General features: G+C 65.6%; 17 protein-coding genes. 8 read left to right on the top strand and 9 right to left on the bottom strand.

The genetic code is table 11. The annotated features are described in order from the left end of the window. Positions 1-44: 44 nt before the first annotated feature. On the bottom strand, positions 45-2,273 hold the full coding sequence (katG, locus tag V7D81_RS06175; protein ID WP_324315262.1) for a catalase/peroxidase HPI: 2,229 nt from the start codon (positions 2,271-2,273) through the stop codon (positions 45-47). Between the two features lie 189 nt (positions 2,274-2,462). Then, positions 2,463-3,386, bottom strand: coding sequence for a M14 family metallopeptidase (locus V7D81_RS06170; protein WP_324315261.1), 924 nt, complete (start codon positions 3,384-3,386; stop codon positions 2,463-2,465). Positions 3,387-3,525: 139 nt separating this feature from the next. Here V7D81_RS06170 and V7D81_RS06165 point away from each other — a divergent pair, with 139 nt between their 5' ends. Continuing rightward, positions 3,526-4,467, top strand: coding sequence for a 2-hydroxyacid dehydrogenase (locus V7D81_RS06165; RefSeq protein ID WP_324315260.1), 942 nt, complete (start codon positions 3,526-3,528; stop codon positions 4,465-4,467). A gap of 218 nt (positions 4,468-4,685) precedes the next feature. Further along, positions 4,686-5,090: a YciI family protein gene (locus V7D81_RS06160; RefSeq protein ID WP_324315259.1), complete on the top strand. Its 405-nt coding sequence runs from the start codon at positions 4,686-4,688 to the stop codon at positions 5,088-5,090. Here V7D81_RS06160 and V7D81_RS06155 read toward each other — a convergent pair whose 3' ends face one another. From V7D81_RS06155 to V7D81_RS06130, 6 genes are all read right to left on the bottom strand, one after another. Beyond that, a complete protein-coding gene (locus V7D81_RS06155; RefSeq protein ID WP_324315258.1) occupies positions 5,091-5,558 on the bottom strand; it encodes a YaiI/YqxD family protein in 468 nt (155 codons plus the stop codon). Then, positions 5,558-7,396: a monovalent cation:proton antiporter-2 (CPA2) family protein gene (locus tag V7D81_RS06150; RefSeq protein ID WP_324315257.1), complete on the bottom strand. Its 1,839-nt coding sequence runs from the start codon at positions 7,394-7,396 to the stop codon at positions 5,558-5,560. The genes V7D81_RS06155 and V7D81_RS06150 overlap by 1 nt, the downstream gene beginning before the upstream one ends. Before the next feature lie 172 nt (positions 7,397-7,568). Further along, complete coding sequence (locus V7D81_RS06145) at positions 7,569-8,822, bottom strand: cytochrome P450 (protein ID WP_324315256.1); 1,254 nt, start codon at positions 8,820-8,822, stop codon at positions 7,569-7,571. A 27-nt stretch (positions 8,823-8,849) separates the two neighbouring features. Further along, entirely contained in the window at positions 8,850-9,173 is a 324-nt protein-coding gene (locus V7D81_RS06140; RefSeq protein ID WP_324315255.1) for a 2Fe-2S iron-sulfur cluster-binding protein, read from the bottom strand. A gap of 119 nt (positions 9,174-9,292) precedes the next feature. Continuing rightward, complete coding sequence (yghU, locus tag V7D81_RS06135) at positions 9,293-10,165, bottom strand: glutathione-dependent disulfide-bond oxidoreductase (protein WP_324315254.1); 873 nt, start codon at positions 10,163-10,165, stop codon at positions 9,293-9,295. Positions 10,166-10,322: 157 nt separating this feature from the next. Further along, positions 10,323-10,505, bottom strand: a complete 183-nt coding sequence (locus V7D81_RS06130) for a hypothetical protein (RefSeq protein ID WP_324315253.1) — start codon at positions 10,503-10,505, stop codon at positions 10,323-10,325. A gap of 100 nt (positions 10,506-10,605) precedes the next feature. On the opposite strand from V7D81_RS06130, the gene V7D81_RS06125 reads away from it, so the two are divergent. The 5 genes from V7D81_RS06125 to V7D81_RS06105 all read left to right on the top strand — a co-directional run bounded on the left by V7D81_RS06125 (position 10,606) and on the right by V7D81_RS06105 (position 16,843). After that, entirely contained in the window at positions 10,606-12,579 is a 1,974-nt protein-coding gene (locus V7D81_RS06125; protein WP_324315252.1) for a hybrid sensor histidine kinase/response regulator, read from the top strand. Positions 12,580-12,829: 250 nt separating this feature from the next. Next, positions 12,830-13,780 (top strand): aspartyl protease family protein, encoded by a 951-nt coding sequence (locus V7D81_RS06120; RefSeq protein ID WP_324315251.1) that lies wholly within the window; start codon positions 12,830-12,832, stop codon positions 13,778-13,780. Between the two features lie 52 nt (positions 13,781-13,832). Further along, complete coding sequence (locus tag V7D81_RS06115) at positions 13,833-15,503, top strand: MFS transporter (RefSeq protein ID WP_324315250.1); 1,671 nt, start codon at positions 13,833-13,835, stop codon at positions 15,501-15,503. Positions 15,504-15,555: 52 nt separating this feature from the next. Continuing rightward, complete coding sequence (locus V7D81_RS06110) at positions 15,556-15,885, top strand: hypothetical protein (RefSeq protein WP_324315249.1); 330 nt, start codon at positions 15,556-15,558, stop codon at positions 15,883-15,885. A gap of 28 nt (positions 15,886-15,913) precedes the next feature. After that, on the top strand, positions 15,914-16,843 hold the full coding sequence (locus tag V7D81_RS06105; RefSeq protein WP_324315248.1) for a hypothetical protein: 930 nt from the start codon (positions 15,914-15,916) through the stop codon (positions 16,841-16,843). 69 nt (positions 16,844-16,912) lie between these two features. On the opposite strand, the gene V7D81_RS06100 is transcribed toward V7D81_RS06105, so the two are convergent. After that, on the bottom strand, positions 16,913-18,925 hold the full coding sequence (locus tag V7D81_RS06100) for a hypothetical protein (RefSeq protein ID WP_324315247.1): 2,013 nt from the start codon (positions 18,923-18,925) through the stop codon (positions 16,913-16,915). Between the two features lie 268 nt (positions 18,926-19,193). On the opposite strand from V7D81_RS06100, the gene V7D81_RS06095 reads away from it, so the two are divergent. Next, the gene (locus V7D81_RS06095; protein ID WP_324315246.1) at positions 19,194-21,008 is read left to right on the top strand and encodes an LTA synthase family protein; all 1,815 of its coding nucleotides are present in this window, start codon (positions 19,194-19,196) and stop codon (positions 21,006-21,008) included. The last annotated feature ends 186 nt before the right edge of the window (positions 21,009-21,194 follow it).

The following is a 21,194-nucleotide window of genomic DNA, read 5'->3' as shown; positions in this document are numbered from 1 at the left end:
CGGCTAAAGCCGGCCCCACAGTAAGAGGCCCACCCTGGCCCGAACTACTTCAGATCGAACCGGTCCAGGTTCATCACCCGGGTCCACGCCGCCACGAAGTCATCGACGAACTTGCGGTGGGCGTCCGAACTGCCGTAGACCTCCGCCAGTGCGCGCAGCTGCGAGTTGGAGCCGAAGACCAGGTCCACGCGCGTGCCGGTCCACTTCGTCTCGCCGGTCCTGCGGTCGCGACCTTCGAACACGTCCTTCGCGTCCGACGCGGCTTTCCATTCCGTATTCATGTCGAGCAGGTTGACGAAGAAGTCATTCGTCAGCGACCCGGGCGTCTTCGTGAAGATGCCGTGCTTCGACTGTCCAGCGCCCAGCACGCGCAGCCCGCCGATCAGCACTGTCATCTCGGGTGCGGTCAGCGTGAGCAGTTGCGCGCGATCGATGAGCAGCGCTTCGGCAGGTACGGCGTACTTTGCCTTCTCGTCATTGCGGAAGCCGTCGGCGATCGGTTCGAGCGCCGCAAACGATTCGACATCCGTCTGTTCCTGCGAGGCATCCGTGCGTCCCGGCGCGAACGGCACCGTCACATTGATGCCGGCGTTCTTCGCCGCCTGCTCGATGCCCGCATTGCCGGCGAGCACGATCAGATCGGCGAGCGATACTTTCTTGCCGCCGGTCGCCGACTTGTTGAAACCGGACTGGATGTCGCCGAGCGTCTGCAGCACCTTCGCCAGTTGTGCCGGCTGATTGACCTGCCAGTCTTTCTGCGGCGCCAGGCGAATGCGCGCACCGTTCGCGCCGCCGCGTTTGTCGGAGCCGCGGAAGGTCGATGCGGAAGCCCAGGCCGTCGACACGAGCTGCGACACCGTGAGGCCCGATGCCAGCACCTTCGCCTTCAGCGCAGCGATGTCCTGGTCGTCGATCAATGGATGATCGACCGCGGGCACCGGGTCCTGCCAGATGAGTTCTTCGGCCGGCACTTCCGGGCCGAGATAGCGCGAGCGCGGGCCCATGTCGCGATGCGTGAGCTTGAACCAGGCGCGCGCGAAGGCGTCGGCGAACTCGTCCGGATTCTCCATGAAGCGGCGCGAGATCTTTTCGTACGCGGGATCGACGCGCAGCGACAGATCCGTGGTCAGCATCGTCGGCACGAGTCGTTTCGACTTGTCGTGCGCATGCGGAATCGTCGCGCCGGCGCCCTTGGCGACCCACTGCTGCGCACCCGCCGGACTCCTGGTCAGTTCCCATTCGTAACCGAACAGGTTCCAGAAGAAGTTGTTGCTCCACTTCGTCGGCGTGGTCGTCCAGGTGACTTCCAGGCCGCTGGTGATGGTGTCGCCGCCCTTGCCGCTGCCGAATCTGTTCGCCCAGCCCAGGCCCTGCAGTTCGAGATCCGCTGCTTCGGGTTCGGCGCCGACGTTGTCGGCCGGGGCCGCACCGTGAGTCTTGCCAAACGTGTGACCGCCTGCGATCAGTGCGACGGTTTCTTCATCGTTCATCGCCATGCGCCCGAAGGTGTCGCGGATGTCCTTGGCCGCAGCGACCGGATCGGGCTTGCCGTCCGGACCTTCGGGGTTCACGTAGATCAGGCCCATCTGCACGGCCGCGAGCGGATTCTCGAGATCGCGGGTGTGCGGCACCTGGCTGTTGTCGTCCGATGACACGACGCCGTGGCCTTCGACGCCCGGCGAGCCGCGCGAATAGCGGATGTCGCCGCCCAGCCACGTGGTTTCGCGACCCCAGTAGACATCATTGTCCGGTTCCCACACATCGGCGCGTCCGCCGCCGAAACCGAACGTCTTGAAGCCCATCGTTTCCAGCGCGACGTTGCCGGTGAGGATCAGCAGGTCGGCCCAGGAAATCTTGCGGCCGTATTTCTGCTTGATCGGCCAGAGCAGCCGGCGTGCCTTGTCGAGACTCACGTTGTCCGGCCAGCTGTTGAGTGGTGCGAAACGCTGCTGGCCGCGACCGCCGCCGCCGCGTCCGTCGCCGGTGCGATACGTACCCGCGCTATGCCAGGCCATGCGGATGAACAGCGGGCCGTAGTGCCCGAAGTCCGCGGGCCACCAGTCCTGCGAATCCGTCATCAGTGCGGCGAGATCCTTTTTCAGGGCCGCGAAATCGAGGCTGTTGAATTCCTTCGCGTAGTCGAAGTCTTCGCCCATCGGGTCGGACCTGGCGGAATGCTGGTGCAGCAGATCCAGTCGCAACTGGTTGGGCCACCAGTCCCGGTTCGTCGTGCCACCGCTGTGTTTGAAGGGGCATTTGGGTTCCGCTGACATGGCTCATCTCCGTGGCTTGCTGGGGTGACGCTGAGGCTAGGCGCGGTGGGACCGCCTTTGAAGTCGATTATTCTTCATGCACTGATAGAGACGACCTATCCCGGAATACCGTAGTCGACTCAGAGGTTCTGCCGGGTGCCAACGCAGGCGGGCTCTGCTTCGCTCTTCCTCGATGCTGTCATGCTCCTGTCATGATCGCGTCAGCGCGAAATCGATCGCGGCGCATGCGGCTGCTACCTGCGCTGCATTGCACTGTTCGGGCGTCGCGCGCGGGCTGTCGGGATAGACCTCCGTCGTCGTGGTGTAGCGTGCGCCGGTGATGCCGGCGCACAGGCCGAGCTCGCGCATCGGATAGCGGATGACGCCCGGAGCGAGGACTTCCGAGCCGATGATCTGGCCCTGCGCGTCGGTCGGCGCGATGTGCGTCACCCGGGCGACGGCGTCGATGACAGCCTGCTGGAACTGTGGCTGCGGATTCCCGGTATCGTCGACGAGATAGAAACCGTCCGGAATTTCTCCCGGTTCGAACGGCTTGCCATCGCGGGCTGCCAGTGCAGGGCGGAATTCGCTTTCGTCGCTGTCGGTGGTTTCGTGCAGGTCGATGTGAACGAGGAAGCGCCCGCGCAGCGGCGCGATGAGCCGCATCAGTGCGGCGGACTCTTCGGCCGGACTGTTCTCGCGGAACGAGCGATTGGGATCGATGGCGTTCGCGTTCCAGCGATGGATGCGTTCGTAGGCCCAGGGACTCACGCAGGGCGCGACCAGCAGATCGATCCGGTCCGCATAGTCGCCCGCGCGCTGCTCGAGGAACTGCAGCGCGCCGTGCACGCCGCTGGTTTCGTAGCCATGCACGCCTCCGGTCACCAGTACCAGCGGCCTGTCGTTGCGCCAGTTGCGATTGCGGACTGCAAAGAGGCGATAGCGATCCGGCGGATAATTCAGCTCGCCGTATTCGGTGACATCGAAGCGCGAAGCCAGTCGTTCGACTGCGCGTACCACGTCGTCGAGGTAGCTGCGATGGCGAGTCTGGCGCGACAGCCACAGCGCGCGTTCAGTGTCTCCCCAGGGAATGCCGGGCGTGCCGATGGGATAGGGGGAGGATGCGGCGGTCATGTGTGAGGTATCTCTCGGTCTGGAAGCGGACACTCTAACAACGCGTGCCACCAGCGGCGAGCGGGCTTTGGAGCGAGAAGTGACGGCTGTAGGATCGCGTGGCCGCCCAGTCGCGGATGCGGAACTCAGGTGGAAACGAATGCGCATCGTCGTCGCCCATCACAATCCGGCTTCGTGCGAGCGCTGGCGCAATGCGCTCGCAGCGGAGTTGCCGGGCACCGACGTGATCGTGTGGAGCGATGCGGAGACGCGCGAGGCGGACTACGCAATCGCATGGGCCGCGCCGTCCCGGACGTTTTTCGAAGCACAGCCGCGACTGAAGGCATTCTTCTCCACCGGCGCCGGTGTCGAGAAACTGCTCGCCAGTTCGTACATGCCGGCGGATCTGCCGGTGATCCGGCTGGAAGACGCGGGCATGGGCGAACAGATGGCGACTTATTGCGTCGGTGCGGCGCTCAACTGGATGCGTCAGCGTGACGAATACGCGGCGCACCAACTGGCGCGGCGCTGGCAGCCATTGCCGAGAGAAGATCCCGCGGACTGGCCGGTCGGCATTTTCGGCCTCGGCGTATTGGGGCAGCAGGTGGCGACTGCATTCGCGGCGCTGGGTTTCCGTGTCAACGGTTATGCGCGTTCGGTGCATGCCATACCGGGTGTTCGCTGCTTCGCAGAATCCGGCGGCGTGGGAGATTTCGCTGCCTTCCTCGCGGCCACGCGCATTCTCGTCATCCTCGCGCCGCTGACGCCGCAGACGCGCGATCGTTTCGGTCGCGATGAACTGGCGCAACTCGCGCCGCATTCCTGCGTCATCAACGTGGCGCGGGGCGAATTGCTGGTCGAGGAGGCGCTGCTCGCCCTGCTCGACAGTGGTCATCTCCTCGGTGCTGCGCTCGATGTCTTCCGGCAGGAGCCGTTGCCGCCGGATCATCCGTTCTGGATGCATCCGAAGATCCGCATCACGCCGCACGTCTCGGCGATCACGGTCATCGGGCCGTCGGCGCGTCAGGTCGCGGACAAGATCCGGCAGCTGGAGCGCGGCGAATCTGTCGGCGGTATCGTGGATCGAAGTCGCGGCTATTGATCGCTGTAGGTCAGGCTTTAGCCTGACGCCCTTGGAAGGCCGGCTGTGACCGAAGGAAATGGATAAACCACTTCCTTCGGTCGTCCGGCGGGAAAGCCGGCCCCACAGAAGAGGTCAATCCGAGCACAGAAGGACAAACGGCCGCTCGCGCACCGCCCGAGGCATCGCCGCTCGTTTGCTATGCTGCCCGCCCACTCGCGCAACCTTCTGGTGAAGTCATGGCCGACACAAAGAAATTTTCCGAGTACCTCATCCTGTCGCGTGGACGATGGGACGAGGATCTGCCGCAGGAACGTATTCAGCAGGCCATCGATGATTTCTACGAATGGCACGCGGGTCTGGTCGCATCGGGCAGGGCGAAGCCGGGACAGCGGCTCGCGGAGCCGACGATGCTCGTGTCCAGGGACGGTGTGATCGACGGACCGTTCGCCGAAACCAAGGAAGTCATCGGCGGGTACTGGTTTTTTCTGGCCGAGAGTCTTGCCGACGCGGCGGCGCTGGCCGGGAAGAATCCTTGCGTCGCCTGCGGCCTGACTTTCGAAGTCCGGCCCGTCGAGCCGGAGCGATGCTCGGCCTATGCACAGACCAACGAAACGCCGCTGAAGCGCCGCGCGGTGTCCTGATCAGCTTTTCGGGTCCGGCGGCGGGGCGTACTTCCGCAACAATCGATCGAGACTGTTGGCGAACGCCTCGCGATCACGCGGGCCCAGCGGTGCCGGCCCGCCGGTCGCGACGCCACTGCTTCGCAACTCGTCCATGAAGTTGCGCATCGACAGGCGTTCGCGAATGTTGTCTCGCGTATAGAGCTCGCCGCGCGGATTCAGCGCGTGGGCGCCTTTCTCGATCGCGGCGGCAGCGAGCGGGATGTCTGCGGTGACGACGAGATCGTCCGTTTCCAGCTGTGCCGCGATGTGCTTGTCGGCAACGTCGAATCCCGCGGGGACCTGCGTGAAGCGGATGAAGGGTGAGGGCGGAATCCGCATGCCCTGATTCGCGACCAGCATCATCTGCGTGCGGGTGCGTTCGGCGGCACGAAAAAGAATTTCCTTGATGACGCCGGGACAGGCATCGGCGTCGACCCAGATCTTCATCAGGTGCGTTCGACCGCGTCGGTGGTCTGCGGCAGATCGTTCAGCGCCTCGCCTTCGCGTTGCGGTTTGCTGAACGGTACGGGTTTGAGCGGCGCGGGAGCGACGTTGCCGTAGAGCAAGGCCTTGCCGGCTTCGAAACCGCCCGTGGCCAGTTCCACGGCGAAGCGTTCGGCGTCGCGGCTGCGGATCTGTGCGGCGATCTGTGCAGCTTCCTCGTCGCTGACGTCGAGCTGGCGCAGCGTTTCCTCGCCGAAGCGCAGCGCGGATTCGAAGGTTTCGCGAATCTGGTAGTCGATGCCGATGCCGACGAGTTCGCGCGCATGTTCGCGATCGAAGGACCGCACCAGCAGACGCGCCTGCGGAAACTCCGCGCGCACCAGCGTGGCGATGCGGCTCGTCGTTTCGCGGTTGTCGATGCACACGGTGATCGCGCGCGCCTTGTCGGCGCCGCAGGCGTGCAGTACGTCGAGCCGCGAGCCGTCGCCGTAGTACACCTTGAAGCCGAAATCCTGCGCGGTGCGGATCATTTCGATGTCGGTGTCGATGATGCTCACGTCGACGCCGCGTGCGAGCAGCGCCTGGCTCGCGACCTGGCCGAAACGGCCGAAGCCGATCAGCAGCACCGAACCGCTCAGGCCCCTGGCGACCTCGATGCCTTCCATGCCGCCGGCGACTTCGATGCGGGTGAACCGCCGCACGGCCAGGACGACCAGCGGCGTCAGCACCATCGACAGAATGACGATGGCCGTCAGATTGGAGCTGATGTTGGCGTCGATGATGCCGTTGACGGCCGCCGCGCCGAACAGCACGAACGCGAACTCGCCGCCCTGCGCCATGAGCACGGCGCGATCCAGCGCCTCCGGGTGCGAGCTGTGGGTCAGGCGCGCGATCACGTAGATGCACGTCGCCTTCGCGGCCATCATCGCCGGTACTGCCGCAGCGATCAGCATCCAGTTCTGCGCGACCACCGACACGTCCAGCGCCATGCCGACGGCGAGGAAGAACAGGCCGAGCAGCAGGCCGCGGAACGGCTCGACATCGGCTTCGAGCTGATGCCGGAACGTGGATTCCGACAGCAGCACGCCGGCGATGAAGGCGCCCATGGCCATGGACAAGCCGCCCATTTCCATCAGCAATGCCGCGCCCAGCACCACCAGCAGCGCCGCGGCCGTCATGACTTCGCGAGCGCGTGCCGCCGCCAGCAATGCGAACAGCGGATTCAGCAGCCACAGGCCGGCAGCGATCAGGCCCGCGAGCGAGCTGACGCCGATCGCGATGTCGAGCCAGCGCGTGGTGGTCTCTGCGGTCACCTGCGGCGCCAGCAGACTCACGACGGCGAGCAGCGGCACGATCAGCAGATCCTCGAACAGCAGGATCGACACCATCTTCTGGCCGCGCGGCAGCGCGATGTCGCCGCGTTCGGCGAGCAGCTGCATGACGATCGCCGTCGACGTGAGTACGAATCCTGCGGCACCGATGAAGGCGACGACCAGCGTGAAACCGAAAGCGAGGCCGACACCCGTCAGGCCGGCGACGCAGGTGAGGATCTGCAGCGTGCCGAGTCCGAAGATCTGGCCGCGCAGATGCCACAGATGCGACGGGCGCATCTCCAGCCCGACCACGAACAGGAACATCACGACGCCGAGTTCGGCGACGTGCAGGATGCTCTGCGGATCGCTGAACCAGCCGAAACCGAAGGGACCGATGACGAGTCCGGCGGCCAGATAGCCGAGCACCGAGCCCAGTCCCAGGCGCCGGAAGAGGGGAACGGCGACGACGGCGGCGCCGAGCAGGGCGACGACGCTGACGAGGAGATGCGAATCGTGGGCGGCGGCCATGCAATCCCGGGGAAGATCTGGATCAGGCTGCGCACCCTAGCAGGAAATGGCGCTGACTTAAGGATTTGCTCTGCCTGTGGGGCCGGCTTCAGCCGGCCTGAAAACAGTCAGGCTGAAGCCTGACCTACAGCAAGAAGCGGCTGAAGCCGGCCCCACAGGGGTGGGTGGCGCGCTATTTCTTCCAGACCAGCGGCACGTACTCGGGGCCGACCACGCCGCCGGGACGATAGATGATCGGTGCGCCCGGCTTCACCGAGAATTCCGGAATGCGCTTCAGCCATTCCTGCAGCGCGATCTTCACTTCGAGCCGCGCCAGGTGTGCGCCCATGCAGCTGTGCACGCCGACCGTGAACGCCATGATCGTCTTGCGCGGGCGGTCGAAATCGACTTCCAGCGGATTCGGGAAAACCTCCGGATCGAAGTTGCAGGCGGGCAGCACGCAGGTGATGCGATCGCCTTTCTTCATCTTGACGCCGCGCATCTCGATGTCCTGCGCGATCACGCGGCCGGAGAACGTCACCGACCAGCGGCGCAGCAGTTCTTCCACGACTTTGTCGATGTCGTCGGGCCGGTCGATGATTTCCTTGCAGCGCTCCGGGTTCTGCGCCAGCCACAGCCACATGTTGTTGAGCGTCGCGAACACGGTGTCGAGTCCGCCGATGAACAGGAAGACCACGAAGCCGAACACTTCCTTGTCGCTCAGCGGCTGGCCGTCCGGCGCCGCGTGTGCGATGCGGCTGACGACGCCTTCGTCGGGATGCGCCTTCTTTTCCGCGATGGCCTGCTTGATGTAGGCGACGATGTTCTGCATCGCCCGGCCCATGGTCGCGCGATCGGGTGCGTGCAGCAGGTCGATGGCCCAGGAGACGAACGTGTCGCGCATGTCCTGCGGCAGGCCCATGATGTCGAGGAACACCGACACCGGCAGCGGCCGGCCGAAGGCCGTGGTGAATTCGCATTCGCCCTTGTCGATGAACCCGTCGATCAGGTCGCTGGCGCGCTGGCGGATCAGCGATTCGAGTTTCAGCACGCCCTTCGGGCTGAACAGCGGATCGACGATGTTGCGGTACTTGCGGTGATGCGGCGGATCGATCTCGATGGGAATGAAATAGAAGTAGTCGTTCGGATCGCGCGGAAACGGCGTCGCGCCTTCGTTCGAGAAATATTCCCAGTGACGCAGCGCGAACAGCGCATCCTCGTGCTTGAGGAACAGCCAGGCATTACCGTACGGATTCACGTCGTAGAAGATCGGCGGCTGCGTCTCGTGCAGCTTCGCCATGAAGTCGTGCGGGCTGGCGAGAAATTCGGGGCCGGTGGTCAGGCCGACGGAGCGCACGAGTTCCTTCGGCACATGCGGCGGAATCTGATCGGGGCCGGCGAAGCGGGGAAAGACGGGCGGGACGGGGTGGGCGGCGTCGATGGGCATGGTGCGTCTCCTGTTCCTCGAACCGGATCAGAACTGCTTTTCAGGCAGGCGGACGACGAGGCCGTCGAGTTCGGACGTCATGGTGATCTGGCAGGAGAGCCGCGCATTCGGTTTGGTTTCGTCGGCGCCTTCGAGCAGTTCCCGTTCCGCGTCGGATTCAGGCGTGCCTGCTTTCGCAGCCCAGGCGTCGTCGACGTAGCAACGGCAGGTCGCGCAGGAGCAGGCGCCGCCGCACTCGCCGATGATTCCCGGCACATCGTTGTACAGCGCGCCGCGCATCACGCTTTCGTCGACCGCCACGTCGACGACGTGCTGCTCCCCGCTGGCTTCGATATACGTCACTTTGGGCATGACTACCTCGAATGAACATTCGGGCAGCAATGTACAACAGTGGTGTCGGGAATGCCCGATACGGGGATTCCCGGTGCAGTTCCGGACATGTCCTGCCGCGCCCGCAGGCATCCATGCGATCAACGGGTCAGCTTGTCCTGCGTGCGCGTGTCGAAGTCGCTGGCGTCGTGACGTTCGTGGAGCTGGCCGGCCGGATCGCCGGAGAGCCGGTTGACCATGCGGCCGCGTTTCACGGCGGGTCGTGCGCCGATGGTGTCGGCCCAGCGCCGCACGTTCCTGTATTCCTGGACGCTGAGAAACGTGCCGGAGTCGCCGTAGATCTCGCCTTTGACGAGCGGCCCGTACCATGGCCAGCCGACGATGTCCGCGATCGTGTAGCGGTCACCCGCCAGGTATTCCGATTCGGCGAGCCGACGATCGAGCACGTCGAGCTGGCGCTTCACTTCCATGGTGTAGCGATCGATGGCGTATTCGATCTTGAACGGCGCATACATATAAAAGTGGCCGAAGCCGCCGCCGAGAAACGGCGCGCTGCCGATCTGCCAGAACAGCCATGCAAAACATTCGGCACGCTCGGCGGCCTGCGTCGGCAGGAACTCGCCGAACTTCTCTGCGAGGTACATCAGGATCGCGCCGGACTCGAACACGCGGATCGGCTGCGGGCCGCTGCGATCCATCAGTGCCGGAATCTTGGAATTGGGATTCACCGCGACGAAGCCGCTGCCGAACTGTTCTCCCTCATTGATGCGGATCGGCCAGGCGTCGTACTCCGCGCCGCTGTGGCCGAGCGCCAGCAGTTCTTCCAGCATCACGGTGACCTTGACGCCGTTCGGCGTCGCGAGCGAGTAGAGCTGCAGCGGATGCCGGCCGACCGGCAGTGCCTTGTCGTGCGTCGGTCCGGCGATGGGGCGATTGATCTTCGCGAACTGACCGCCGTTTTCCTTTTCCCATTTCCAGACTGTCGGGGGCGTGTAGCTCGGCGTATCGGTCATGGCGGTCATTCCTGTTGCGAGGTCGGAGCAACGAATGAACTCATGACTGCAGCCGAAGGTCCACCGGTCGCGAGGGATTTCAGGTTTTCTCTTCCTGTGGGGCCGGCTTCAGCCGGCCTTTTTGGAGTCAGGCTGAAGCCTGACCTACAGCCTGACCTCAGAAGACCGTCAGCAGCGCGACGCTCAGCGCCGCGTAGATGCCGATCACGACCCAGAAATAGCGCGGATTCGTCTCTCTCGCGATGGTTCGTCCCCAGACGCCCGATTTCGCGAAGACCTCGCCGCGCAGGCCGGCGAACAGCGTGTAGAGCGCCAGCAGTGCGCCGAGCAGTTTGAACATTCCGTGAGTCTCCTGCGGCGAGTGCCTACAACGATTGCCAGCGCGCACTCGCGGTCGCATTCTATGGCCACATTTCAGCGCGAAGCCGCTGCCGAGTGCAATGAAAAATCAGGGAGAAGTCGTCAGCCTGTGGACCTCGATCGCGGATCGCGAGTCACGGCTGCTGGCGCTTCTGCGAACGGCCGTGCAGATCATCTGGGTCACCGATGCCGAGGGCCGGGCCTCCGAGAGCGATCCGGAGCCGCCCTCGGATATCGCCGATCTGACCTGGTCCGCCTTCACCGGCCTGTCGACTGCGCAGCTGGCGGGCGTAGGCTGGCTGGCGGCGGTGCATCCGGACGACGTGGCGCAACTGCTCGCTGCCAGGGAGCGGTCGATCCGCACCGGCGAAGATCTGCGTACCGAATTCCGCGTCCGGCATCGCAGCGGCGAATGGCGCTCGATGGCCTCGCATGGCGAGGCGGTGCGCGATGCGAGCGGCGCAATCATCGCGTGGTACGGCACCTGCGCCGATGTCACCAGCATCCGGCGCGCCGAGGCGGCGCATCGCGAAGTGCAGGACCGCCTGCTGGCGGCGCTCGATGCCGGCGAGATGGCCACGTGGATCTGGCAGGCCAGCGACCAGCGCTTCTACTGGGATGCGACCGGCGGCCCGTTGTGGGGACTCGATCCCGCCAACGCGGGGTCGTCCGATCTGGCAACGCTGCGCCAGTACATTCATCCCGACGATCGCGAGGCGACCCTCCGCGCTGCCGAAATGACGGCGGCGACCGGTACTTTCCACAGCGCCCTGTTTCGTGTGGCGCGCGCCGATGGCGTGGTGCAATGGCTGCAGACCCGCGGTCGCGTCGAGAAGGATGCGAATGGCCACGTCGTGCGCGTCATCGGCGCCTTCGTCGACGTGACCAAGCTCAAGACCACCGAAGAGGGGCTGCGCCAGACCAAGAAGCTGCAGGGGCGCGGCACGCTGGCGGGCGGTATTGCCCACGATTTCAACAACCTGGAGCTGGCGATCGGCGGCAATGCGCAGCTGGCGCTGGGCGACGTCGATCCGCCGCATCCGGCCTATGCCTCGCTGCAGGAGATCGCGAAGGCCGCGGCACGCGCGAGCGACCTGGTCCGGCGCATTCTGGCGTTTGCCACGCGCGAGCCGCTCGCGCCCGCGGTCACGCCGCTGCAGCCGGCGATTCTCGATGCAGTGAAGCTGCTGTCGCCGGGCATTCCGCCGACAGCGAGCATCGAAATGCATTTCGACGACGAGACGGTCGCCTGCTCGCTCGGTCAGGCGGAACTCGGCCAGGTGCTCACCAACCTCATCACGAATGCAGTCCATGCCCTCGGCGACAAGCCGGGCACCGTGCGCATCTCGGTGGATCCGCCATCGAGCGATCTGCCCGCCGAACTGAATCCCGCCGGCGCCTATGTGTGCGTGTCGATCCGCGATACCGGCGCCGGCATGAGCGCAGAAACGCGCTCGCGCATCTTCGAACCCTTCTTCACGACCAAGCCGACCGGCAAGGGCACCGGGCTCGGGCTCGCGGTCGTTCATGGCATCGTCACCGCCGGCGGCGGTGCGCTGGTCGTCGACAGCGCGCCCGGTCGCGGCTCGACGTTCCGCGTGTGGTTGCCGCGTGCGACGCAGATGGCCGCTGCCGCGGACGTCGATCCCGCGGCGCCGATCGCGCCGCGCGGCGAACACATCCTGTACGTCGACGACGACGAATCGATCAGCTACCTGATGCGACGCACGCTGGAGCGTGTGGGCTATCGCGTCACCTGCATGATCGATCCGCGCGCAGCGGTGCAGATGTTTCGCGACGGCCGCGGCCACGACGTCGATGTCGTGGTGACCGATCTCGCGATGCCGGGCATGAACGGCTTCGATCTGGTCGTCGCCCTGCGCAGCATCCATTCGGATGTGCCCGTGCTCATGACTTCGGGTTACACGCGCGACGAGGATCAGCAGCGCGCCGCGCAGCTCGGCATCGGACGCATCATTCTCAAGCCCGACACGGTCGAAGAACTCGCGCGCGAGCTGGATCGGCGCTGTGCGGAGTTGCGGGCGCTGGTCTGATCCCCTTCGCCGCGCAGCGGGGGCCGCTTGGCGTGGGGCTTCTCACTTGTGGGGCCGGCTTCAGCCGGCCTTTTTTTAGAAGTCAGGCTGAAGCCTGACCTACAGAAGACCCCCAGACTCGAAGAGCGCAACCCGCGCGACGGCATCACCGCGCATCGGCCCGCGTCCGGGATGAACCGGCGCGGCTCGCGGAAGTTGCAATGAGCCCCTTCCGCGGCGCACGCTGCCGCCATTGGGTAAGGAGCCCGCAATGCGGCGTGCATGCCTTGGCGCGATGGTGTGGTTGCCCGGATTCGCCCTGCCTGCGGCAGCGACGGACGGTATTGCACCCACGCCGGAGGAAGTGGTCACGTCGGGCATCGAAGAGGTGCTCGTCGAAGCGCCGGAGCCGCTGTATGCGGCGCCAACCCTGCGCGATCGCATCGGCCGCGTCTGGGTGCCGGTGAAGATCAACGGCAAGGGCCCGTTCCGTCTGGTGCTCGACACCGGCGCCACGAATTCGGCCATCCTGAATCCCGTCGTCGAAGCGCTCGGGCTGCCCATCAACTCGAATGAACGCAGCTGGCTGCAGGGCGTCACCGGCAACGCGATCGTTCCGCACGTCATGGCCGACAGCATGGAAGTGGGCGACCTGCTCATCAATCGCGCCAAGCTCGTCATCGTGCCGGACGTGTTCGGCGGCGCCCAGGGCGTGCTCGGCACGCAGGGCCTGACGGACAAGCGCATCTTCATCGACTTCCGGCGCGACGTGGTCGAGATCGTCTATGCGCGCGGCAAGCCGCGGCCGGTCGGCGTATCGGTGTCGAAGTTCGAACTCGGGCGCGGGCGTCTCGCGGAACTCGACCTGATGGTGGGCGGCGTGCGCACCCGGGCGATCATCGATACGGGCGCGCAGCAGACCATCGGCAATGACCGTCTGCGCGATGCGCTGCTGCTGCGCAAGCGCGAGTCGCAGGACGCGAGCGTCATCGGCGTCACGCTCGATGTGTCGTATGGACAGCGCATCCGCGTGCCGCCGGTCGTGATCGGCGACGTGCAGGTGCGCAACCTGTACATCACGTTCGGCGAGATGCCGATCTTTGCGCACTGGAAACTCACCCGCGACCCGGCGATGCTGATCGGCATGGACGTCATCGGCACGCTCGAAACCTTCGCGATCGACTATCCGCGTCGCGAACTGTATCTGCGCCCCCGTCGCTGACATTTCCGACTTACTCTTCCGCGACGCAATCGCACGATCGAGGAAACCAGGAATGGCAGAAGCAGACAGCGCGCCGTCGCCCCGCAGCGGGGGCGCCTTCGAGCCGCTGCGCGAACGCACATTCCGCGCCATCTGGTCGGCCAGTCTGCTGTCCAACTTCGGTCAACTCATCCAGGGCGTCGGCGCGGCCTGGGAGATGACGCGTCTCACGACCTCGCCCGGCATGGTGGCGCTGGTGCAGACGGCGCTGATGCTGCCGTTGATGCTCGTGTCGGTGCCGGCCGGCGCCTTCGCCGACATGTTCGACAAGCGCCGGATCGCGCTGGCCGGACTCGTCCTCGCCACGCTGTGCGCCTCCGCGCTCACCACCCTCGCCTGGCTGGGGCTCACCACGCCCTGGGTGTTGCTGTGTTCCACGTCGCTGATCGGCGCGGGCGTGGCGCTCTACGGCCCTGCGTGGCAAGCATCGATCCGCGAACAGGTGAAGCCGGCGCAGCTGCCGGCTGCCGTGGCGCTGGGATCGGTCAGCTACAACATCGCCCGCAGCTTCGGTCCGGCGATCGGCGGCATCATCGTGCTGGCGTTCGGTGCGACGGCGGCATTCGGCGTCAATGCGCTGTTCTATCTGCCGCTGATCGCGGCGTTCTATTTCTGGCGGCGCGAACACGTGCCGGCGCGCCTGCCGCCGGAGCGGATCGATCGCGGCATCATTTCGGGCGCGCGGTTCGTCTTTCATTCGCCGCCCATCCGCATCGTCATCATCCGCGCGCTGCTTTTCGGTCTGGCGAGCGCTTCGCTGTCGGCGCTCACGCCGCTGGTCGCCAAGCATCTGCTGGCGGGCAATGCGAGCACCTACGGCCTGCTGCTGGGCGCCAATGGCGTCGGCGCGGTGGCCGGCGCGCTGCTGGTCGGTCAGGCCCGCGAGCGGATGAAGGCCGAACACGCCGCGCGCCTGTGCGCCGTCGTGGGCGGCATCGTCGTACTGCTGATCGGCCTGAGTCATCACGTCCTGATCACTGCGTTGCTGATGGTGATTGCCGGTGCAGCGTTCATGCTCAACATCGCCCTGCTGAACGTGGCCGTGCAGCTGTCGGCGCCGCGCTGGGTGACGGCGCGCGCCGTCGCATGGTTTCAGTCGGCGCTCACGGGCGGCATCGCGCTGGGCGCGTGGGGCTGGGGACAGGCGACCGCCGATTGGGGACTCAGCATTGCGCTGATCGCGTCCGGCATCGCACTGCTGCTGACGCCGCTCGCCGGCCTGTGGCTGCCGATGCCGCGCGTCAATGTCGACGATGTCGAAACGATCGATCTCGCCGGCGAACCCGAAGTCGCGCTCGCGCTGACCGTGCGCAGCGGTCCGATCGTCATCGAAGTCGACTACCGGGTCGATCCCGAGGTCGCGCGCCAGTTCTACGAGATCATGATGAAGGTCCAGACCACGCGACTGCGCAACGGCGCCTTCGACTGGTCCCTGTCGCGCGACATCGCCGACCCGGCGCTCTGGACGGAGCGTTATCACTGCCCGACCTGGGGCGACTACCTGCGGCTGCGCACCCGCTTCACGCAGGGGGACATCGAACTGCAGACGGCCGCGGACGCATTCCATCTCGGCGGTGCGGGATCGCGCGTGCGCCGACGCCTCGAACGGCCGCTCGGTTCGGTGCGCTGGCGCGCGGAGACGCCGGATCCCGGCAAGGACTCGATCGGCATCCTGCCGCCGTGATAGTGCTTCGCCGGTCGCGGGAGTAGGCTAGGAGAAAAATAAGGAGGTTCCCATGCCGATCACGATGAAGGTCGAAGCGCCCGCGGGCGGCGACTCCCGGTACACCCTCCGCCTGGTGGAGCGCGATGGCCAGACCGATGCGGCGATCGAAGCCCTCCTGCTCGGGATCCATGAACGCGTCAATCCCGCCGTCGGTCACGATCCGGCCGGCGCGGTGTTCGCCGCGTTGTTCAAGGACGGTCCCGTCCTCTTCAATGTGGCCACGGTCGATGAACGCACGCAGCGCACGGGCGAGCGCCTGGCCGGCCTGAAAGTGTCGGCGGATCGGTTGCCCGCGACGCTGGCCGTTCTGAAAGAACTCGGCTTCGCGATCCAGCAGTAGATCGTGACGATCCGCCGCGGAGCGTCGCATGTCGGATAGGGCCTGGCTCGCGCTGCATCTGGGTCTCGCGCTGATCGGTACCGTCGAATGGTTCTCGGCCAGCGTGGCCCGCGCCATGGCGAAGTTGCAGCAATCGCTGCTCGACATCGTGGCGGGCGCCCGCGGCGACGAGATTGCAGCGCGCATTGCCGCAGCGGTCGGCGGACAGATCGGTTCCCGGGTCGGTACATCGCTGGTCGTCGCCATCCTGCTGGCGGTCGCCACGTACAGCGGCGTGGAAATCCTGCGTCCGAAGACCGTGATGGGCTGGTCCGATGCCGCCGGCGAATGCTTCGTCTGTGCGGCGGTCTGCCTGGCGTTCGGTATTGCAGCCGCGCGCTGGATCGTCGCGATGGTGCCGAATCCCGCCGGGACGCTCTTCACCAATGTGCTGGGCTTTCTCATCCAGGGCGGCCTCGGCATGGGACTGGTGCTGGCCGTCGCCGCCATCGCGGGGGTTCTGTCTTTCGAACCGCTGGGCTTCGCGCGCTGGCTGATTGCGATCGTGCTGCTGCTGAGCGTCGCCGCCTGGCCATTCGCGTTCTTCGCCAGATCGCTGTTCGATCTGGCGCCCAAACCCGTCGACACGCGGTTCTGGGCCGAACTGCAGCGATGGAGCGGTCGTGTCCTGCTGATGGCCGGTCTGCCGGGTGTGGGCCTGCTGGTCTATGGCCTGCTGACCGAAACGTCGGTGAGCTGGGTCGATCAGGTCATGCTCGCCGGCGTGCTGTTGCCGCTGTTCGCCGCGGTGCTGATGCTGCTCGGCGCCGCGCTGGCATTGCTGCTGGGGACGCTGTTCGTCACCAGCGCGCAATCGGCACAGCATGTGTTGCGCGTGCTGGTGCAGAAGAAAGTCAATCTCGGCTACACGCTGCTGGGTATCGAGCTGTTCTTCAAGGAAGTGCTTACCCTTCTCTGATCGCGATGATTCAGACCCGGCAGCGAATGGCTTCGCAGACGGCGTGTGTCGTCGCGCTCATCCCGGGCGTCAGCGGCGCACGCTGTACACGAAGCTCGCCTTCGGCGAACGCAGCCAGCGTTCGGCGATCACGCCCTTGAGGCCGGCGAACTCGTCCTTCGCATCGACGAAGTCCGCTTTCAGTTTTTCCGCGCTGGCCTTGTCGCCGCTGGCCTTGATCTTCAGCACGGTGGTTTCGAATGATTCGATCGCTGCCGGCAGCGCATCGAAACTGATTTCCATGCAGCCCTGGTCGGTGCCGTTCGCCGCCGGTTCCGTCGGCTTCCACGTGAGTGCGCCGGTCTTCATGAACGCGCCCACCTGCATCGCCGCGAGCTGGCTGTAATTGCGCGGCGTGCCGTCGGCCGTGTACATGCCGCGCGAGATATGGCCGAACGCCCAGGCGATGTTGCGCACCTGGATGCTGCGCACTTCTTCCGGCGTGAAGACGCCCTTGGCGGCGAGCCAGTCGGTCAGATACAGCGAGGAGGTCTGCGCCTTGAGCTCTTCGAGCGTCGAGGCCATCGTGCCGCCGAACAGCGCATCGTCCTCCTTGCCGTTCACCTTGTACTCGTGCGACGGCCCGAGGTTGTGCGCGGCCTCGTGCAGCAGCGAGCCGATGATCTGCTCGCGCGAGGAAGTGCTGGCGACGGCATTGGTGTTCCTGCAGAACACGGATGCCATCAGCTTCGCCTGCGTCGCCTGGCTGTCGGCATCGGTATAGAGATTGGTCATCGCCACCGTGCGGCCGCCTTTCTCGGCCGTCGGGCCCCAGTTCGGCAGCGACTGGCCGACGGTCGCGCCCGAGGGTGCGCGCTGATCGCCCGCATTGATCACGACATCGATGAAATCCGGAATCTTGAACTGCACGTCGCGCGCCTTGTATGGCTTGCCGGCCATGGCTGCGAGCGCGCCTTCCATCTCGCCCTTCATCGGATCGAGTTTGCGCTGCCATTCGACGGATTCCGGGTTGATGCGCGCGAGCTGCAACGCGAAGCCGGCCTTCCACGCGCATGGATCGTAGTAGACCTCATCGGGCGCGATGCGCACGAACCACTTGCTGTTCTGTGCGCCCATCGCCACCCACGCGGCGTTCGCCGGTTCCCAGTCGTTGCTGCGGAAGGAGGCGGCCGCCGCGGTCAGGTAGGTTTTCAGCGCCGCTTCGTCGTCGCCGAGTCCAGTGATCGCCGCTTCCAGTTCGGTCGCGATGGCTTCCATCTCCTGGCGATAGGCTTCGTTGTACGGCACCGCGCGATAGCTGCCGGGCTTGTCGCCTGCGACCACGATGCTGAAGTGATCCATGAGCTGCTTCGCATTCGGCTGCTTTTCGAGCGCGGCGCAAAAGCCGGAATCGCTCTGGAGTTCCGCCGGATACAGCCCGACGACGCGTGGCGGCTTCGGTGCGATGGCGCTGCAGGCCGGATCGCTTTCGGTCTTCGGCGCTTCGCAGAACGGCGACTGGTTGCGATGGAACACGGCGCGACTGGCCGGATCGTTTTCGGGAATCTGCCCCGCCATGCCGAACACACCGTTCTGGCGTGCATAGAGGCGCTCCACCAGCGTGCCCACCGTCAGCATGTGATTCAGGAAATTCTTCTCGCCGTCCGACGCCTGCGAGAAATCATTCGCGACCAATGTCGGCTGGCCCTGTGCCAATTCCTCGCCGATCAGTTTGAGCCGGTGCTGTTCGCTGGCATCGGCAGGCACCGGATCGGCCTGCTGCATCCGTTCGTAGGCCGCGCTGAATTCTTCGGTGAACCGCCCGGAGTCGTCGACCCAGGTCGACCATTCGTCGCGCGGAAAGCCGGTCAGCACCGCGAGTTCATTCGGATCGAGCGCGCCATTGGCATTCGCGTCCTCGCGCCAGAACAGCGGCAGGAAAAGTTCGGCCGCGCGACGATTGAAAGCGATGCGCTCGATCGCCGCGTACCGGGTCGCCGCCGGTTGTGTACCGGACACGCCCGTGTCGTGGCGATTGCAGCCGACGAGCGCGGCCGAGCACAGGGATGCGTATACAAGACTCGTACAAACATGACGCGACATGGCCGGCTCCGGGAAAACGACGCCGCAAGTTCTACTGCGAGAAGAGGGGAGCGGCAAGCGCCGTCTTCCTGCTGTGGGGCCGGCTTCAGCCGGCCTCCTTGCAGCGGTTGCTATCCCGTCGGCGCTCGCGGCCCACATGCCACCTCATGGACGCGGCGAATTCGCGCAGACACTGAACCGCGGCCCCGGCGTACGCGTTGCATGGGCGGCAGCGGAATGGGTCCATGCTAGCCTTGGCCGGGGTTTGGCATCAGATGTTGGGCGCACAGTGATCCCGTTCGACAGGTTGAAGAAACGCGGCGCGATACCTTACGAAGACTGTCCTGCGAATACGGCCGCGTCGCCGATGCGGCTCGGCATGATCGTCCTGGTCGTCGGCGTCGCCTATACCCTGCTCATCAGCTGGCTCGATCCCGCGCTGCCCTGGCCGGCGACGTTCGACAGCGCGGAACCCTGGCGGCTGGCGCTGCTGAACGTCATTCCCGTGCTGATGCTCACGGCAATTCTCGTCGTGATCACCCGCCGGGTCGTGCTGTCGACCTGGCTCACGCTGCTCGGGCTCGCGCTGCTCTACACGGTCAATCATCTGAAAGTGCGCGAGCTGGCGACGCCGCTGCTGCCGGACGATTTTCATTTCCTGCGCGCACTGGGCGTGAGCTATTCGTTCTTTGCCAACTATCTGGCCGGTGCGCGCATGCAGCTGGCCGTGGCAGCACTGGTTTGCGCAGTGACGCTGCTGCTCTCGCGCGAACCGGTCATTGCATCGCTGCGCGGTTCGCGGCGCGCGCTGGCGGGCGTGGTTGCCGTCGTGCTCGCGGTGACCCTGATCCAGGGGCGCATGCCGTGGACCCGGATCTACGATCCGGGAAAGTTGCAGTTCGAGCCGTGGGCGCCGACCGACAGTGCCGCGCGCACCGGGATCATCACCAACATGCTGCTGTTCTACTGGGAGCTGCGCGGTCAGATGCCGGCAGAACCGGATCTCTCCGAAGCCGTGCGCCTGGTACGCGACGCGGGTCTCACGCCGCCGGAGGCGTCGTCGCCGCCGCTCGCGAGCGACGAACTGCCCGACATCATCATCGTGCAGAGCGAGTCCCTGCTCGATCCCGCGCGTTTGCAGACCGCGTCCGGCCCGGTGCTCACGCATCTGCACGACGTCACGACGCGCGGCTGGTCCGGCGATCTGTACGTGCCGACGTTCGGCGGCGGCACGATACGCACCGAGTTCGAAGTGCTGACGGGCCTGCCGCTCGCCGCCTTTCCGCAGGTGCGCTATCCGTACCTGCAGCTCACGCGCCGCGAGTTTCCCGGCATCGTCCGCGTGCTCGGCCAGCATGGCTATCGCACGCTCGCGATCCATCCGAATGGCGGCGCCTTCTGGAATCGCAACCAGGCCTTCCGTTCGCTGGGCTTCGATCGTTTCCTCGACAGCAGTGAATTTCCGGACGCGCCGCGCTATGGCTGGTACGTCAGCGATGCGGCGCTCACCGACCGGATCATGGCCGAACTGTCGGATGACGGTGCGCCGCAGCTCATCATGGCGATCAGCATCCAGAATCACGGCCCCTATGCACCGCATGGCGAATTGCAGGCGGATGCCGAAGCGACCGCGGAAGCATCGCTGAGCGCCGAGGCGCAGCAGATGTACGGCACCTACGTCTCGCTGCTGCGCGCAACGGACGAGCAGGTCGGCCGGCTGGTTGCTTTCGTCGAGTCGCGGCAGCGACGCACGCTGCTGCTGTTCTACAGCGATCATCTGCCGCCGCTCAATGCCGTGTACGACTCGCTCGCTTTCCAGGACGGACGCGCAGCGCGCGAACAGCCCGTGCCGTGGGTGCTGTTCGACAATCGCGCGCACGAATCGTCGTCGCGCAACATCACCGCCTGGTCGCTGCCCGGCCTGCTGCTGTCGCGCGCCGGCATTCCGCACGATCGTTACTTCCAGGCCCTGGAACAGTTGGCGGGTACCGACGAGGCAACCCATGCGGTCAGCGATCGCGTGCGTGCCCTTGCGCTGTTGCGTTACTGGGGCCGGCTCGACGAAGCACTGGATGAAGCGGGCGATGCGGTGCCGGTCGATTGAGTCGGGTCGTCCCTGTCGGCGGGTTGATGACGCAAAACCGCTGAGACGCCGCGACGCGGCCCGATGCCCTCACACGCGCAACGAAATCAGCGCGCGCTTCGCAAAGAATCAGGGCGATGCCTGCGTCGCGGTGAATGCTTGCGACCCGGCGAGATGAAGTTCTACCCCCACGTCACATCGAAGGTC

Source organism: Povalibacter sp., assembly GCF_036735925.1.
Taxonomy (GTDB): domain Bacteria; phylum Pseudomonadota; class Gammaproteobacteria; order Steroidobacterales; family Steroidobacteraceae; genus Steroidobacter.
This window is presented reverse-complemented; position numbering and strand designations above follow the sequence as displayed.